Raw genomic sequence first — 17339 nt, 5'->3', positions numbered from 1 at the left:
TTTGTGTAACTTACTCAAATCTACCATCTTGCGTTCTCGGTAATGATGGTAAACTCAATTGTTTTAGTGGTACAAGTTATGCTCAACTAAGCGTTAGGAACTAGTGCAAGAAGGCAGAAGGCAGTTCTTGCTGGAGGCAGGAGGCAGAAGGAAAGAAAGCTTATAGCATAAGCCTTTACATTATTGTTGACTGCATAGTTATTTCTACCACACTCCACTAGACTCCTAAATATGAATACTGGATTTTTACCTACGTCCCCACAATGTTGTGGAAGATTTAAGTGTAGTTACAGTATTCGAGACACAAGAAACTCCGTACTTAGCAAAGTGCGCGGGTAGTTAACGAACTTTTCTAGGTAATTTTTCATGGCACTGGATTTTCCCACTTTGCCCTTGGCGTTTCAATTTACTTCTCCAGGACCGATTCTGGTGAAAATAGGGCCACTAAGTATTCGTTGGTACGGCTTGTTGATTGCCACAGCAGTTTTAATTGGCGTCATCCTTTCCCAGAATTTGGCAAAGCGGCGCAATGTTAATCCTGAGTTGCTAGGCGATTTGTTCTTTTGGTTGTTGATTGGGGCAATTCCTGGCGCACGGCTATATTACGTTTTTTTTGAGTGGTCAAAATATGCTCCAACTCCAGGAAAAATTTTTGCGATTTGGGAAGGGGGTATTGCCATTCATGGAGCGATTCTTGGTGGCGTTGTGGCTGCGTTAATCTTTGCCAAAATCAAGCAGGTTTCTTTCTGGCAACTGGCAGATTTAGTAGCACCTTCGCTGATTTTAGGGCAGGCGATCGGACGTTGGGGCAATTTCTTTAATTCTGAAGCTTTTGGCGATCCGACTGATTTACCCTGGAAGCTGTATATTCCACCAGACCATCGTCCTTTAGAGTATGTTAGTTTCGATTACTTTCATCCCACCTTCCTCTACGAATCTCTATGGGATTTAATGGTGTTTACGCTACTAATAACGTTATTTTTCCGGTCTTTATCCGGTAAGCCGCGTCTGAAGGTAGGCACACTGTTTCTCATTTACTGGCCAGCCTATAGCTTAGGACGCTTATGGATTGAAGGCTTTCGCACTGATAGCTTGATGCTGGGGCCATTACGGATGGCGCAAGTAGTCAGTAGTCTAGGAATTTTATTGGGATTAGTTGGATTAGCTTGGCTTTACTTACTCAAACGCCCTTTACCCGATGTAGTTCCTACTGCTAAAGGAAATGGGGGACAAGGGGACAAGGGGACAAGGGGACAAGGAGAATAACTATGCCCTATGCTCAATTCCCAATGACTAAAAAATAAAAAATGCCCCAGAGTATTCTCTAGGGCTTAACCAGGGTGCATCTACCATTACTCTCTACTAGGGAAAGAGGGGGAATCCGGAAAGATACTGAGAAAATATCAAAAAAATTTTTTGAGGGATTGTCGTGGGTTCTTTTCAAAGTGAATGTACAGAAGACCTAAGCTATAAAAAAACACTGTATGCCATAGACCCATCTGTGTATATTGTCGGAGCTGGCCCTGGAGATCCTGATTTATTAACGGTGAAGGCGCAGAAATTACTGGCTGTTGCTGATGTAATTTTATTTGCTGATTCTTTAGTACCTGAAGAAATTTTAGAACTTTGCCGAAAAGATGCCGAGATAATTAGAACTGCGAATCAGACTTTAGAAGAGATTTTGCCAATTATGATCGATAGAGTGCGATCGCAGCACAAATCTGTAGTCCGTCTCCATTCTGGCGATCCTAGTCTCTACAGCGCTATCCACGAGCAAATGCACCTCTTGGCAGAGGCAAATATTCCTTTTGAAGTCATACCTGGGATCAGCGCCTTTCAAGCTGCTGCTGCCAAACTCAAAGTAGAACTGACTGTACCCGGTTTAGTTCAAACCATTATCTTGACGCGCATCAGCGGACGTACAGAAGTCCCCGCCGCCGAAGAATTAGCCACTCTTGCAGCACATCAGGCTAGCCTCTGCTTGTATTTAAGTGCGCGTCACGTCGAAAATGCCCAAGCTAAACTACTCGAACACTATCCAGCCGAAACTCTCATTGCGATTTGCTTTCGCATTGGATGGCCCGATGAAAAAATCAGGGTTGTCCCCCTAAATCAAATGGCAGACTGCACTCATCAAGAAAAACTAATTCGCACTACACTTTATATAATCAGTCCAGCCCTCTCGACAGCCTCGACAGCAAAAGGGCGATCGCGTTTATATCATCCCGAACATAATCACCTATTTCGCTCATCTCATTACTAAATAGTGGGGCATTGGGCATTGGGCATTGGGCATTGGGCATTGGGCATTGGGCATTGGGCATGGGTTATTCTCCTCATCTCCCTTGTCGCCCCATCCCTCATTTCCTCTGCGTTTCGGTAAACTTAACAGTGTAATAAAATCCAAAATTCCAATTCGGTACTATGCCTTTAATTAAAGTGCAAACTTCTGCGTCTGCTCCTCAAAAAGCTGAAATTGAGTCAATGCTTTTAAACCTCTCAGCCAAGTTAGCGAAACATTTGGGAAAACCAGAATCTTATGTAATGACTGCTTTTGAATCAGGAATTCCGATGACTTTTGCAGGGAATACAGACCCAGTTTGCTACATTGAAATTAAGAGCGTTGGCACGATGAAGCCAGAGCAAACCGTAGCAATGAGTCAAGACTTTTGCCAGCAGATTAACCAAACTCTAGGCGTGCCGAAAAATCGTATTTACATAGAGTTTGCAGACGCAAAGGGTGCAATGTGGGGGTGGAACAGCACAACTTTTGGTTAATTCCTCATCTTCTTTGGTCAAGACTAACTCGATCTAGCAGGTGTAGGATAGAGATCCAACATCAACTCGCGATTTTTTTATGTCTGCTACGCCTCTTGTATCTCAGGTTGACTTCAACTCAGAAAAATCAGAATTAATCCCTCCTCTTCTAGGTGCTTCTCTGGCAGAGTTAACTACTTGGGTGCAGCAACAAGGACAACCTGCTTACAGAGGAAAGCAGCTGCATGAATGGATTTATGACAAAGGGGTGCGATCGCTAGCTGATATTTCTGTCTTCTCCAAGCAATGGCGGCAAGAAGTAGCAGAAGTTCCCATTGGGCGCTCAATTTTACATTACCGCTCTGAGGCTCCCGATGGTACAGTGAAATATCTTTTACGATTAACAGACGGGCAAATTATTGAAACTGTTGGTATCCCCACCTTTGCAGAAAGGGGAGAAGGCCCAAAAGCCCGTTTGACAGTTTGCGTCTCTACTCAGGTGGGTTGCCCAATGGCGTGTGATTTCTGCGCTACTGGTAAGGGAGGCTACAAACGCAATCTAGCACGGCATGAAATTGTCGATCAGGTGTTGACTGTGCAAGAAGATTTTCAACAACGGGTTAGCAATGTGGTGTTTATGGGGCTAGGCGAACCGTTGTTGAATACTGAGAATGTCTTAGCAGCCCTAAAATCCCTGAATCAAGATGTCGGTATTGGGCAGCGATCGCTTACAGTTTCTACAGTGGGGATTCGCGATCGCATCCGTCAGTTCGCGCAAAATAATTTGCAAATCACTTTGGCTGTAAGTCTCCACGCACCCAACCAAGCACTACGAGAAAAACTCATCCCTAGCGCCCGCGCCTATCTTCTAGAAGATTTACTGGCTGAATGTCGAGAATATGTAGAAATCACTGGCCGCCGCGTTACTTTTGAGTATGTTCTTCTAGCTGGTGTCAACGATTTACCAGAACACGCATTAGAACTTTCAAAATGTATGCGAGGATTCCAAAGTCATGTGAATTTGATTCCTTACAACCCCATTCAAGAAGTAGACTACAAACGTCCCAACCGCGATCGCATTCAAGCATTTGTCAACGCTCTTAAGCAACAAAATACTGCTGTGAGTGTCCGTTATTCCCGTGGTTTAGAAGCCGATGCTGCTTGCGGGCAACTAAGAGCAAGTAAAAATTAAACTTGTTGCAATCAATTCTATGAATGAATATCAAACCGCAGATAAACAGAGATATGTCTTCAGATACATCTCTTTTTATCTCTGGCGTAAAACCGCTTGAGATCCCTTTGTTAACTTACCTACCGCAGGTAGATTTACGGGAATCCGGCAAATCATGTAAAAAATTTAAATATATAATTTAATTAAGATGAATATCTAAGAAGCAAGAGTTTTATGAAAAATCAAGAGAATGCACTGGATATAACCTTGATTTAGAAAGCTATTCCCAACGCACTAATATTTAGAACACGTCGCCGACTGAAGAATGTTGGCGTAGTCAGCCGTAAGTATCGCGTAAGCCCATAACGGTAAACAAGACATTAGCTTCAGTTAACTATTGCAAGCCCCTATATTGATGTATAGGGAAATTCTGTTGACATTTTAAGAGTTTAGCGATCGCTCAACCCAACCTATAACAATTGAGGAAATAATTATATGTTGAATCGCTTATCGTTGGTTAAAGTATGGCTACCATTGATTGTGCTTGCCAAAGCTTTATCGATTAATTTTCCTGCATCTGCACAAATAATTCAGACGAATCCCCAACAAATAATTCGGACAAATCCCCAACAAATAATTCGGACGAATCCCCAGACACAAGATTCGCTTCAAGAAAGAATCAGACAACAACAAGAACAGCAAAATCAGCAAACACAAGAACGAATGAACGAAACATGGCTACGGCAAAATTTTCAACAACCACAACAACTACAACAACAACAGATAATCCAACAACAAGAATTTACACAACAACGGCAAGAAATGTTGCGTCAGCAACAATTGAGACTACAACAGGAAGGAACAAGACTACAACAGCAGGACTTTTCACAACAGCAACAACTGAGAATACAACAGCAACAACTTAGACAAGATCAACAAATTAGACAACAGCAACAATTTAGGTTACAAGAACAGATCCGACAGCAACAACTCAGACAACAGAATAATCTGTAAAGTCTTTAAAATTTATGACAAGTAAATTTATTATTGGAAATTAGAGAAAATATTCTCTAATTTTTTTTGATTTTTATTATTTAGCGCTGTGCATAAATTCCTGGTGCATAAGCCTCAATTACTTTGCCAGTGCGAGTGCAACTAATCATCAAGTAGTCACAACTAGAGCATTGTGTTCGAGTTAATTGACTATCAGAAATATAATAACGTTCTGCTTGGCTGCCGCAATTTGGGCAGTAAATTTTTTGTACTGTCTGCATTTTAAAACCCCTGGTTGTAATTTATTTTTTATTTGAGAAAACTGCCAGTTAAAGTAGAAAAGATTTTGGTTTGACCCAACTTAACAAACGACTTTAATATTGGCTAATTATTTTAAACAAAATTTCAGATTTTAAAAAACTTCGATTTATCTCTATACTATCCTATAATTTAAGTGATTTTACCCTCTTACTTTAGGTACATAAATTCTTTTTTAATTAAATGACGCTTAGATATTTACTGATCCCTATGACGAATGCTTTGAGAGAGGCTTATTTATAGTCATCTTGGACAGATACAAAAAATAGCCGTTCTTGTATTCAAAAGTTAAACTACAGAAAATACTGTATATTTAGTAACAAAATAGTTATCTTAAGGATTAGTTAATTTTTGCTGGCAAGATTTATGAGGTGGAATTCTGGTGTGAAAATTTAATCAAAATTACCATAGTTACGAGATATAGTTACGAGATACCGTAAATTTACGGTATATACACCTGACTTTTCACGGCATCTGGAAAACCTCTCTCTAAATCTCTCTCCTAAAAGGAGAGAGACTTTGAATTTCCCCCTTCCCGCGTCGGGAAGGGGGTTAGGGGGTTAGGTTTTTCGTGGACTTTTCCACATAACGTGAAAAGTCAGATATACACATCTTAAATTCTCGCAGACAAACTTAACAGAATCCTCTGCGAGAGTGGAACTAATACTTTTTCAAGCTAGTTTTAAGTGTGTGTAGTAAGGACTTTAGCTCTTACTACAAACTTGTTTATTCATACATAAATTGAAATTTGACAGACTACTAATCTCCTCAAGCAGGATGAAAATAATCGTAAATTTCTTGAGCCAAACGCGGCCCGATTCCTGGAACCTCGGCAAGTTGTGGGGTTGTCGCTTGGCGAATATAATCAACTGAGCGAAAATGCCCTAGTAGCTGCTTTTGTCGATGATGTCCTAAGCCAGGAATTTCATCTAAACGCGATCGCTTCAATTTATCACTGCGCTGTTGACGATGGAAACTCACTGCAAACCGATGCGCTTCATCCCGCAGCCGCCGCAACAACTGTACCCCAGGTTGTTCTGCATCAGTTGTCAAGGGTTTAGATTCTCCTGGTAAAAAAATCTCTTCTCGCTGCTTTGCTAAACTTACAACTCGCAAGTCTTCTAATAAATTCATTTCTTGCAAAACGGCGACAACTGATGATAACTGACCTTTACCACCATCAATCATGATTAAATCAGGCCAGTCAGGATTACCCAAACGCGCTAATTGCGGATCTTCCGCATATTTACGGAACCGCCGCTGGATGACTTCAGCAAGACTAGCAAAATCATCTGAATGTCCTGCTGTCACCGTGGGATTTTTAATTTTGTAGTGACGATAGTGCTGTTTTGCAGGTAATCCGTCGATAAACACGACTTGCGAAGCTACAGCATTTGACCCTTGAATATGGGAAATGTCATAACCTTCAATGCGGTGGGGTACATCTGGTAAATCGAGAATGGTGGCTAAATCTTGCATTGCTTGGTGATTGCGATCGCCAAATTTCTGCATTCTTTGCAATTCATACTGAGCATTTCGCTCTACCATCTCTATTAATTCTGCTTTAGTTTGGCGCAAAGGAGTCAATATTGTAACTTTTTTGCCTTTACGTTGAGTTAAGACATCTGCCAATATTTCCGCATCTGGTAAATCATGCTGTACCAAAATCTCTAAAGGGATTTCTACGGAATCAGCAGTTTGATAATGTTCCTCTAAAGCTCGTTGTAAAATAGCTCCTGGTTCCGCGTGAGTATCCGCCACAAAGGCTAAACGTCCTACCAATTGCCCAGCGCGAATCTGGAATAGTTGAATGCAGGCGTGCTGTTCGTCGGCTGCCAGTGCGATCGCATCCCGCGAAACAGTATCATCTGGTAAGGAAACTTTCTGGTCAGCTGTCAGCGACTTTAACCCAGAAATTTGATCGCGAATCCGCGCCGCTGACTCAAAATTCAAGTTCTCAGCGGCTGCGTTCATCTGTTGGGTCAAAATATCAATCAGTTCCTGGGTTCGACCTTGAAAAACCATCGCTATTTTTTGGACAATTTTGCGATATTCTTCTGGTGAAATCATCTGTTGACACACACCAGGACAACGCCCTAAATCAAAATTCAAGCAAGGGCGGTCTTTAAAAAGTGGTTGGGGTCGTTGTCGCTGTGGAAAAATGCGCTTGCAGATGCGGACAATTTCTCGCAATAAACCAGCATCAGTATAAGGCCCGTAAAATTTATCCTTTTCTTTACCGAATTGGCGTTTACGGGTAATAAAAATTCGCGGATAATCTTCTGACCAAGTAATGCAGAGATAAGGATATTTTTTATCATCTTTGAGCAACACGTTAAAGTATGGTTGGTGCTGCTTGATCAAATTAGCTTCTAGCGCTAAAGCTTCCGCTTCAGTGTCAGTGACGATGAATTCAATTTCTGTCACCAACTTGACCATCGTGGCGATACGTTCAGTCTTGTTGTAGCCATCCCGGAAATAGGAACGGACACGCGATCGCAACTTACGCGATTTACCTATATAGATAATGCGATCGCTCCTGTCCCGCATGAAATAAACCCCCGGTTCCGGTGGAATTTCGGCTAGACGGTTTTCTAGTCGTTCTGGCTCTTTAACCAGTGGTAATATTTGAGTAGATATTGTCACAACCAAAATTAGGTAATCTTTCTCTATTTTAAGAAAAATTATTTTTTCGTGCCGATTTAATAAATTATTTATCAAGTAAATACAAAGTAGCAGTCATGAGGGACTGGGGAAAATAATAATATCGTGTCCGGTTAAAGACTTATCATTAAGACCGCAGTTCTTGCTGGGAGCTCTTAGCTGGGGGAAAGAGGATTTCCTGGTTTTTGCACAGATGCGCGAATTATAACTGATTAGGCGGACATGATATAACTCCTAACTCAGCACGAGCTAAACCCTAGCTATCCATTAACAGCACTCTCAAGTCAGGTAGGCTTTTAGTTTGCACAAAGATAAGTCTGCTGTAGCTAGTTCCTTGCCTTCTCGCAGGGTCGTCGGCTTCTAAGCTAGAGCCTTGCTAGAAAAGTGACTGCAATTCTTAGTCATTGGCTGCTACTGTCAGAATAAAAACTTTGCTTTTTGAATCTATAATTAACATTTTTCAATTGATAATACTTTATTATCTGAAATTTTATATTTTAGATTAGATGATAATCTCTTGGATTAATTTGTGTTTTTCTTAATAAAGAATATACTTGTATATTGGTTAAATAAATATTCAATTAAAATTTTATCTATTGATACTATTTGTGTTTATTTGTTGAATTTATAACCTTAAGCGAATTAACGGATTTAGTCAGTTAAATTTACGATTATGATTGATAATATAGTTATTATAATAATTTTGGACAAGAGCTAAACTATGAATTTACAAGATTTTGAAGTCCAGTATCGTGAGGCTATGGCTGAGACTCTCAATGAATTGCAAACAGCAGTTTTGTTATTAGCGCAAGTACAACAGAAAATTTCAACAATCGGCAGTTCTGTACAAACTCTTAGTGAGTGCGTTGAAGAATTTATTGCTGGCCAAAAAGCAGAATAAAGACACACATAACAAAAAAATTATTTGTTGCGACAAGTAAACTGTTCTTCAATTGCAAGGATGAGATCCTTGAGTTTTAAAGGTTTGACAAAATAGTTACGTGCGCCCAAACTCAGAGCTAGTTCTCGATCTGCTTTAAAAGCAAAGGCTGAAACCACAATGATAGGTATTTTTGACAAATCAGGTTTTTGCTGGACTTGTTTTAAGAGTGAATAACCGTCAACATCTGGCAATTTCAAGTCCAATAACATTAAATCTGGCTCGAATTTCTCTATGGTTGAGAAAAAAGCAGAACCTTCTGATAAACTTTGGACTTCATAACCACAGTAACTTAGATAGTCACTAAGTAACATCCGATTGAGGTAATGGTCTTCAACTAGTAAAATTCGTCTAACTTTGTGTGACTGCAATGGCTGATTTATATTGAGTAATTGTACTGTCATTGCTAACCTATTATCTGATTATCTTAATTAAAAGCTAGTCATTATTACCATAAACTAAAACAGTAGGGCATTTAAAGAGTGAAATAAATATAAATTGTACTTATGTAATCTAAATCAAAAATATCAATCAATTAAATTTAGCTGCACTACAATACTAAAATGATAGTATTATTAAATGTAGTTAAATCAAAAATTAATCTTTTTTTTACTAATTTATTATAATCTAGATTATTAAGTTAACTTCTGTTTTTACAAATTTAGTTGCCTAAATTTTATGAGTAAAACTACTTAAGTAATACTGGTACTTATATTATGGTAATAGCCTTTCCTGAAGCCGTGAGGGTAAGCAATACTATTGTGCAAAATCCATATTATAAATAAATTAACTTGCTAGGGACATACAGATGTAGAATTTTGCAACCGATTCATTTGTTGCAAGTATTTTTAGAAATAGTATAACCTAGAAGATTAAATTTATTATAGCTGCAAGGAATTATTCATCAAAAAAGGGAGCTAATAGCTCCCTTACTTATTTTTTGGAATGGAAACCGGAGTTTCAACCAGATACTTTTTTTAACTTGCGTTGTGTAACAAAGATACCAGCAACACCTAAAATACCAAATACTACTGAGGGTTCTGGTACTGAGTGAGGGATATAATTAGGTGTTGACCAAGTATAAATTGCACTGTAAGATACACCATCATCAGAAGCAGTAATACCGGATGCAGTGGGGTTAAAGCTATAAGCATAGTAAGTTTGACCACCAGTAACTACCTTAGCAATTTCACTAGCCGCAATTTCACCTTGATATGCATTTAATGCAGCTTGCAGAGTTAGTACATCTTTAAATGATGTGAGTTGAGAGATTTGACCTGGTAGCTGATTTTTGAGAGTATTCAGTTGAGAAATTTGACCTGGTAGTGTTTGATTTTTGAGAGTATTCAGTTGAGAAATTTGACCTGGCAGTGTTTGATTTTTGAGAGTATTTAGTTGAGAAATTTGACCTGGCAGTGTCTGATTTTTGAGAGTATTCAGTTGAGAAATTTGACCTGGCAGTGTCTGATTTTTGAGAGTATTCAGTTGAGAAATTTGATTTGACAGTTCTTGCCTTTTTGCTTGATTTGCTGGAGTGTTGTTAGGAGTTGCATTCAGTTGTGTTTGCAGTGTTGTAATCTGTGCTGGAATTGCGCTCAGTTGTGTTTGCAGTGTTGTAATCTGTGCTGGAATCGCGCTCAGTTGTGTTTGCAGTGTGGTAATCTGTCCTGGAATTGCGTTGAGTTGTGTTTGCAGCGTGGTAATTTGTCCTGGAATTGCGTTGAGTTGTGTTTGCAGCGTGGTAATTTGTCCTGGAATTGCGCTCAGTTGTGTTTGTAGTTGTGGAATTGAACTTTCAAGTTGTGAAAGGGTTGGTTGAGTTGTTTGTGAAGGAAACTGTGATTTAATTGCATTCCACTTTTCATCAACCTTAGTAGAAATAGTTGTTGCAAGTTTAGTCTTTACATCCAAGTGACCAACTAATTTCAGTTCCACACCGCCATTCTGACCGAATTGGAAACCACCAATGTTCGGATCTCCCATTCCCAAGGAAGGAAAATAACTAGTTATTAGTGATTTGCTGTCGGCTGAAAACCCGTTCCAAACTGATTGAAATGGTGTGTAGCTACTCAATAAATCGCCTAGCCATTGGGAACCAAAACTATTCCAGTCATTAGCAGTGACACTACTAACGGTGGCACTGTAGTTTCCTTTTGTGGCGGTGAAGCCAACATTAGAATCTGGGGTTTCGCTACTATACCAGAGCTCAACGTTAGAACTGGAGTCGTTATCTGTCAAAGCTTTGATCGCAGCTTTAGTACCACCTTGGGCATTCCCTTTAATGAAGGTACCATTTGAGCCACCAGTGTAAGTGTTAATTTCTCCATTATTATCGAAACTAAAAGATGTAGCGTGTGCTGGGGCAGTGGCAAGAGCGCTCACACCAATAGCCATTGAGGCACCAATTATAAGTGTCTGAAAAGTCGTTTTCATTGTTTTCAAGTCTCTGTCAGTTTGGAAGTTAAGTTTTAAACTACTGTCGTTTTTAGGCTTAGGCTTTCTTGACCACAGGTTTTTTGGCTATACAGATGCTTACCTGCATTGTTAGCCGTCTTTGGTATCTGAGCGTACAAACCCAGTTTAAGAAACGAGGAGACCTGATTGGGTAAAGTTAACGCTGATTATCAATAAAAAGATGAAGAATGTTTTGATAGTTTTATACGTTTAATTACGTATTTTGTCTTAATAGATGTAGTTGCTAAAAGTACAGTGTAATCTTTTTCAGATCAGTACAATACGGTGATTATTAGGGATGTACAAATGTGCATTAGTGCCAACTAATGCTGAAATCTCCTGACTGTATGAGTTTTGCCCTCACCCCCAGATATTCTCCCCATTTGGAACGGGGGAGGAAATTCTCCAGCTCCCCTTCTCCCAAATTGGAAGAAAGGGTTAGGGGATGAGGGCAACTCCAAAACGTTTGCTAAACCTAACTTTTACCTGAAGTTGACACCAATGCACAAATGTGTGCCATAGCGCGTGTTCCATTGATAGACTTTGCCGCCAAAAATCCTTGGCGTTCAGCTTGAGAAGAAATTTAATGAAGAAACTCAGCCATTCTTTCTACAGCAATTTCTAACAAAGGTGGCTCATGCACCAAGGCAAAACGGACATACCCTTCTCCAGATTTGCCAAAGCCAGCACCTGGAGAAACTGCTACACCAGTTTGTTTGACTAGCTGGGTACAAAATTCTACGGAGTTTTCACTCCAAGGTGAGGGTAATTTTGCCCAGATGTACATTGTGGCTTCGGGAGTGGGAACATTCCAGCCAATACGGTGTAAAGCATTGATGAAAGCATCACGCCGCCTCTGGAAGGCGATCGCAGCAGATTTTACGCCAGATTGAGGGCCAGTTAAGGCTGCGATCGCACCATTCAAAATTCCCCGATACTGATTAAAATCAACGGCGGCTTTTACCTGGCGTAAGGCGTTAATTAACTGAGCATTACCGATGGCATAGCCAATGCGGAAGCCACCCATATTGTAGGACTTGGAAAGGGTGAAAAATTCAATCGAGACGCTTTTTTCTGGATCGGCTTGCAGAATTGAAGGGACTAGGGACTGGGTATTGGGTATTGGGGATTGGGTATTGGGTATTGGGGATTGGGTATTGGGGATTCCCCTTGTGTCCTTGTCTCCTTGTCTCCCAGTCCCCAGTCCCCAGTCCCCACTCTCTCCAAATACCAAATCTACGTAGGGGAAATCGTGAACCAACACGAGATTGTGTTGTTGGCAGAAGGCGACAGCTTCTTGGAAAAAAGATAGAGGTGCGATCGCAGCGGTGGGATTATGAGGATAACTTAATACCATCATCCGCGACTGGGCCAGAACTGGGGCAGGAATATCAGCAAAAACTGGTAAAAAACCATTTTCTGCCAGTAGTGGCATCGGGTAGATTTGACCGCTGGCTAGGTAGACTCCCCCCGCATGGGATGGATAACCTGGATCGAGCAACAGGGCAAAATCTCCTGGATTAAGTATTGCTAGGGGTAAATGGGCTGTGCCTTCTTGAGAACCAATTAAAGGTAGTACCTCAGTTTGAGGATCGACTTTGATCCCAAATTTTTGTTCGTACCAGTTGGCTGCGGCTTCGCGGAATCCAAGGGTACCGTTAAATAATAGATAACCGTGGGTACTGCGATCGCCAAGAGATTGGGCGATCGCCTCAAGAACGTGGGCCTCGGCTGGTAAATCGGAAGACCCCAAGGATAAATCAATTACCTCTCGGCCAGCGGCCAAAGCGACAGCCTTGGCTCTGTCCATATCAGCAAATACATTAGATTTTAGGGGTTGTAAACGTTTTGCAAACTGTATGTTAGTCATTTGTCCTTTGTCATTTGTCCTTTGTCATTTGTCCTTTGTCCTTTGATCGAATGACCAATACTTCTCTACCAGAGGCTGCGCCAAGGGCAACGCTCAGTACAAGTGACCAATGACCAATGACTAATGACCAATGACTAATTACTATTTAAGTACGTATCTAAGAGTTCGAGTAATTTATCTTTGCCGATGACTCCCTCGGTGGATATCAAAACTTCCTGGCCTTGAAATAGTCTGAGAGCGGGTACGCCTTCCACTTGATACTGCTTAACAGTCAATGGGTTGGGGTCAATTTCCATTTTAACGACTTTGAGGCGATCGCTATATTTGGTAGCAGCTGAGTTAATCAGGGGCGACATCAATTGACAAGGCCCACACCAGGAAGCCCAAAAATAAACTAATACAGGCTGCTCGGCTTTTAACACTTCGGTTTCAAACTCAGCATCGGTTATGGTGATTACAGCCTTACTCATTGCAGTCTCCATCAGGTGGCGATCGAAGTTGGCACACACAATACTTTATCCCAAAGTCGTCAATAGTCCATAGTTAATAATTTATAGTGATTAGGATTGTTAACTATTGACTAATGACGTAAAATCCCACAGCCAACAGGTGTGGGACTAGCTTAAATAAGTTTTCTGTCAATTTTACAGTTGATCCAATTGCTTGCGTAAGGAATCTAACTCAGCATCAACCACCTCATTAGATTTAGGAGCAGTGGCTTCTTGTTGCGGTGGCAGTTGGGCTTGATTTTGGGGAGCGGCAGGTGGTAACATTTGCGCTTTCAAGGCTGCCAATTCATCATCAACATCGCTACTACCTTCCAATCGAGCAAATTGGCTTTCTAAATCAGCACCCGCTAACTCTCCTTGTGCCTGGGCCCTGGCTTCTTGCATCAAGACCTTTTCTTCCATCCGCTCGAAGGCAGACATTGCACTGCTGGTATTCATCCCACGCACCATGCCTTGGAGTTGCTCTTGGGCTTTGGCAGTGGTGATTCTCGCTCTGAGCATTTCTTTCTTGGTCTTAGCCTCAGAAATTTTGCTTTCCAGTTGGATTAAATTGCGTTTGAGGGTATCAACTTGGGTGCTTTGGGTATCTAAACTAGCTTTGAGGGCTGTGCTGGTATCCGTATAAGTTTTTTTACGCTCTAAAGCTTGTCGTGCTAAGTTTTCATCACCTTTTTGTAGCGCTAGTTGAGCATTGCGTTGCCATTTATTGATTTCATTTTGGGCATCATTATACTGTTTTTCACTGCGTTTTTGGGCGGCGATCGCTTGGGCTACTCCCTGACGCAGCTGTACCAAGTCTTCCTGCATTTCCAGGATGGCTTGCTCTAGCATTTTTTCGGGGTCTTCGGCTTTGTTAACCAGGTCGTTGAGGTTAGAACTAACTACTCGCTTAATGCGATCGAATAATCCCATAACTTTGTTTTTCCTTGTGTGATTTACGCTTTTTCTTGGACAGTTAGCTTTTTTACTTTTTTATAGCTACCTATTTCAATGTAATCTTTCCAGTTTGAATCAGTACCTCCTAACAACTCTTAATTGTTAAGATATCGCCAAACTGGGGTAATTAGTAGAACTTCAAGAATCCTGAGTTTTGGGTAACTGCTGTTGGGGAGGCTGCTCTGTCTTTTGGCTCTCCTCAGTTAGGATTTTGTGCTGTGTGTTTTCTGACTGCTTGAAAACCTGTACCTTCATCGCCGCCAATTCGGTATCTACATCATTAGATTCCAAAGAAGTAAATTGTGTTTCCAAGTCGTCGCTACTAAGTTGAGCTATGGCTTCTGATTGAGCTTCTATCTGTGAAACTTTTTCTTCCATGCGCTCAAAAGCACTCAGACTGCTAGTAGCAGAAACTCCACCGAGCATTTCTTGGAGGCGATAAGACGCTTCAGCAGAACGGGCGCGGGCAATATACATATCTTTTTTAGTTTTCGCCTCGGAAATTTTTAACTCTAGCGATCGCATATCCTTTTTTAGCCTAGCAACTATCTCGTTTTGCTGCTCTATCTGCGAAAAAAGGGCTGTAGTCGTTTCTTTATAGGCTTGGCGCTTAGTCAAAGCTTCACGTGCTAGAGGTTCATTGCCTTGTTGCAGCGCTAATTGGGCGCGGCGATACCATTCTTCTGTTTGAGATTGAGCGGCCGCTGCTTGTCGTTCGGTGCGTTTCTGGGTAGCGATCGCTTGTGCTACACCCTGCCGCAACTGCACCAGATTTTCCTGCATTTCCAGGACAGCTTGCTCCAAAATCTTTTCTGGATCTTCTGCACCACCGATCAAACTATTGAGATTAGCGCGAATCACCCGCAGGATACGCTTGATTAATTCCATATCGGCTCTCCAACGAAATCCAGTTCTGAGTGCTGTTAGCAGGGCGTTTAGCCCGTGCTGAGTAATGAATTTAGTTATAGAGTGCTGAGTGCCTAGTTAAAGTCCTGAGTATAGTAATATTTTTTGTCATAGGGTAGTTATGGAGTGCTGAGTGCCTAATAAAAGTTTTGAGTATAATATTTTTTGTTGTGGGGTCGCAAACAAACAATATTTTGTCTCTACCACTCAGCACGGGCTAAACCTTAGCTATCCGCTAACACAACTCAGCACTTATTGACTCAGGACTGTTATCTCATGGTATCGTAGATTTTTGCAATTCATAGTTACTGAACTCGTGCCTTGATTCCTTTCGCTTCTAACAGTTTCATCTGTTGTTTTACTTGCTCTTTAGTTTTAAAAGCACCCAGATAAATCAATTCTTTGTTAGGCGATAAATAAGCATCAGGAATTACCTGCCGTGCTGAGGCAAAAGCTGCGCCTTTATTATCTATCACTACATGATAAAACCCATCTGTTCCTAGTTTCATTTCTGCATCTGGCTTTGGTGAGGTTGCGATTGGCTTGGGCGAGGTTTTTGTCGGTGAAGTGGAAGGTAAAGAAAGAGGAGGCAAGGATTGTAGTCTCGGTACTGGTGCTAAGGCGATCGGGTTAGTCTGTTGGGCTGTATTGGGGTTAGACAATGCCCCTTGAGGATTTGCAGGGTTTTGGGTAACAATTGGATTGGGCACTACTGCGGGGGTTGGTTGGACTTTGGGTTTTAAGCCAACTACATCATTGGGATCTCTTACTTCAGGAAACTCTTCAGTAGCTAGATTGGGATATTTGGGTATAGATGTGCTTGGTGGTTGAATTTGAGGTTGGACATTACTCCCAACTTCCTCAGTATTTTCTGGTGTGGGAGAGGAGTTGCCGTTAAATAAGTTGCCTAAATTCCATTGTGGCAAGCTTTTGGGATTGAAGACTGCATAACCCAAGATCAGACTAGCCACCAATAGCAGCAACATGGAGCCAATACCCAAAGGTGATAGCAGACTGTCGCTAGAATTGCTTGGTTTCTTGGTTTCTGGTTGTTCTTCTGTCAGACTTCGCAGCAGTGCTTCACTAGATTCTAAATAGTCATCTGGGTGCTTGGGGCTATCATCTGTCTGCAAGTGATTTTCGCTTTTAGTATTTTTAACGATCGCTGGCACAATGCTGCTATTAAAGTTGGGTGGAGGTGGTGGAAGTTGAGTTTGTGTTTTAGCTGCATTGGCGGTGGAGGGCAGATTAAGATTATTCAGTTCCTCAGTTTTTGCCGTAGTTGGTGCTGGGTTCATCTCAGTATTCACAGCTACAGATGCGGGTGAGACATCAATTTTTGCCGTAGCTGGCGCTGGATTCATCTCAGGATTCACGGGTACAGATGCAGGCGATACGTTGGTTTTAATTTCCGTTGCTGATGACTGAGTTGCGCCCAATATTGTCGAAATGGTAGTTAAGGGTTGGGGTTGTTTGCTGATGTAACTTGCAACACGGGACTGCTTAGATGACACCAAACCAGTTCGCGTGCGTCGGTATCGAGCTAACTCTTGATCTAGCGGCACCTCTAAACTTGCTAGTGCTGCTGCTAGTACTGGTTTCAACCCAGGTGTTTTAGACGATTGATGAGTACTGGAGTCGTTCAGGGAGTTTTGAGTCATTGCCTTTTTGCCTCAAACGTAGATTACTGGAATCAACTTTTAGATAGATATATTTTGTGATAATAGTAGCGGAAATTATTTAAATAGATAGAGTGGGCATTGGGGAGGCAGTGCGGTCTTGGGGTCTCCCCAAGTGGAGCAACTGCCGTCATTGGATATG

General features: G+C 41.4%; 15 protein-coding genes and 1 pseudogene. 7 read left to right on the top strand and 9 right to left on the bottom strand.

The genetic code is table 11. From position 1 onward, the window contains the following. Positions 1-366 precede the first annotated feature (366 nt). The 5 genes from lgt (at position 367) to RMZ95_RS22240 (ending at position 4942) form a co-directional block, all read left to right on the top strand. Entirely contained in the window at positions 367-1266 is a 900-nt protein-coding gene (gene lgt / locus RMZ95_RS22260) for a prolipoprotein diacylglyceryl transferase (protein WP_322674914.1), read from the top strand. A 214-nt stretch (positions 1267-1480) separates the two neighbouring features. Then, complete coding sequence (gene cobM / locus RMZ95_RS22255; protein ID WP_409883475.1) at positions 1481-2263, top strand: precorrin-4 C(11)-methyltransferase; 783 nt, start codon at positions 1481-1483, stop codon at positions 2261-2263. 161 nt (positions 2264-2424) lie between these two features. Beyond that, positions 2425-2778 carry a phenylpyruvate tautomerase MIF-related protein gene (locus RMZ95_RS22250; RefSeq protein ID WP_322683597.1) on the top strand — a complete coding sequence of 118 codons (354 nt, stop codon included), beginning with the start codon at positions 2425-2427 and terminating at the stop codon, positions 2776-2778. Positions 2779-2857: 79 nt separating this feature from the next. Then, positions 2858-3949, top strand: coding sequence for a 23S rRNA (adenine(2503)-C(2))-methyltransferase RlmN (rlmN, locus tag RMZ95_RS22245; protein ID WP_322683596.1), 1092 nt, complete (start codon positions 2858-2860; stop codon positions 3947-3949). 474 nt (positions 3950-4423) lie between these two features. Continuing rightward, positions 4424-4942, top strand: coding sequence for a hypothetical protein (locus RMZ95_RS22240; protein WP_322683595.1), 519 nt, complete (start codon positions 4424-4426; stop codon positions 4940-4942). An 80-nt stretch (positions 4943-5022) separates the two neighbouring features. On the opposite strand, the gene RMZ95_RS22235 is transcribed toward RMZ95_RS22240, so the two are convergent. After that, positions 5023-5202, bottom strand: a complete 180-nt coding sequence (locus RMZ95_RS22235; RefSeq protein WP_118168842.1) for a replication restart DNA helicase PriA — start codon at positions 5200-5202, stop codon at positions 5023-5025. A 295-nt stretch (positions 5203-5497) separates the two neighbouring features. Here RMZ95_RS22235 and RMZ95_RS22230 point away from each other — a divergent pair. Then, positions 5498-5587, top strand: a pseudogene (locus RMZ95_RS22230) (hypothetical protein); the annotation flags it as partial. Positions 5588-6007: 420 nt separating this feature from the next. Here the strand turns inward: RMZ95_RS22230 and uvrC are convergent. Further along, complete coding sequence (gene uvrC / locus RMZ95_RS22225; protein ID WP_322683594.1) at positions 6008-7885, bottom strand: excinuclease ABC subunit UvrC; 1878 nt, start codon at positions 7883-7885, stop codon at positions 6008-6010. 739 nt (positions 7886-8624) lie between these two features. Here uvrC and RMZ95_RS22220 point away from each other — a divergent pair. Beyond that, a complete protein-coding gene (locus RMZ95_RS22220; protein WP_322674919.1) occupies positions 8625-8804 on the top strand; it encodes a hypothetical protein in 180 nt (59 codons plus the stop codon). A 20-nt stretch (positions 8805-8824) separates the two neighbouring features. Here RMZ95_RS22220 and RMZ95_RS22215 read toward each other — a convergent pair whose 3' ends face one another. The 7 genes from RMZ95_RS22215 to RMZ95_RS22185 form a co-directional block, all read right to left on the bottom strand. Beyond that, the gene (locus tag RMZ95_RS22215; protein WP_322683593.1) at positions 8825-9247 is read right to left on the bottom strand and encodes a response regulator; all 423 of its coding nucleotides are present in this window, start codon (positions 9245-9247) and stop codon (positions 8825-8827) included. Positions 9248-9803: 556 nt separating this feature from the next. After that, positions 9804-11276: an NF038130 family PEP-CTERM protein gene (locus tag RMZ95_RS22210; protein ID WP_409883447.1), complete on the bottom strand. Its 1473-nt coding sequence runs from the start codon at positions 11274-11276 to the stop codon at positions 9804-9806. A gap of 604 nt (positions 11277-11880) precedes the next feature. Next, positions 11881-13167, bottom strand: a complete 1287-nt coding sequence (locus RMZ95_RS22205) for an LL-diaminopimelate aminotransferase (RefSeq protein WP_322683591.1) — start codon at positions 13165-13167, stop codon at positions 11881-11883. A gap of 134 nt (positions 13168-13301) precedes the next feature. Further along, the gene (locus RMZ95_RS22200) at positions 13302-13637 is read right to left on the bottom strand and encodes a thioredoxin family protein (protein WP_322683631.1); all 336 of its coding nucleotides are present in this window, start codon (positions 13635-13637) and stop codon (positions 13302-13304) included. 174 nt (positions 13638-13811) lie between these two features. Further along, a complete protein-coding gene (locus RMZ95_RS22195; protein ID WP_322674924.1) occupies positions 13812-14588 on the bottom strand; it encodes a PspA/IM30 family protein in 777 nt (258 codons plus the stop codon). Positions 14589-14750: 162 nt separating this feature from the next. Continuing rightward, positions 14751-15500, bottom strand: coding sequence for a PspA/IM30 family protein (locus RMZ95_RS22190; protein WP_322683590.1), 750 nt, complete (start codon positions 15498-15500; stop codon positions 14751-14753). Positions 15501-15823: 323 nt separating this feature from the next. Next, a complete protein-coding gene (locus RMZ95_RS22185; RefSeq protein ID WP_322683589.1) occupies positions 15824-17179 on the bottom strand; it encodes a hypothetical protein in 1356 nt (451 codons plus the stop codon). Between the last annotated feature and the right edge of the window lie 160 nt (positions 17180-17339).

Source organism: Nostoc sp. DedQUE07 (genome assembly GCF_034530975.2).
GTDB lineage: Bacteria > Cyanobacteriota > Cyanobacteriia > Cyanobacteriales > Nostocaceae > Nostoc.
Note: the sequence above shows the minus strand (reverse complement) of the source record. Positions and strands in the feature narration are given on the sequence as shown.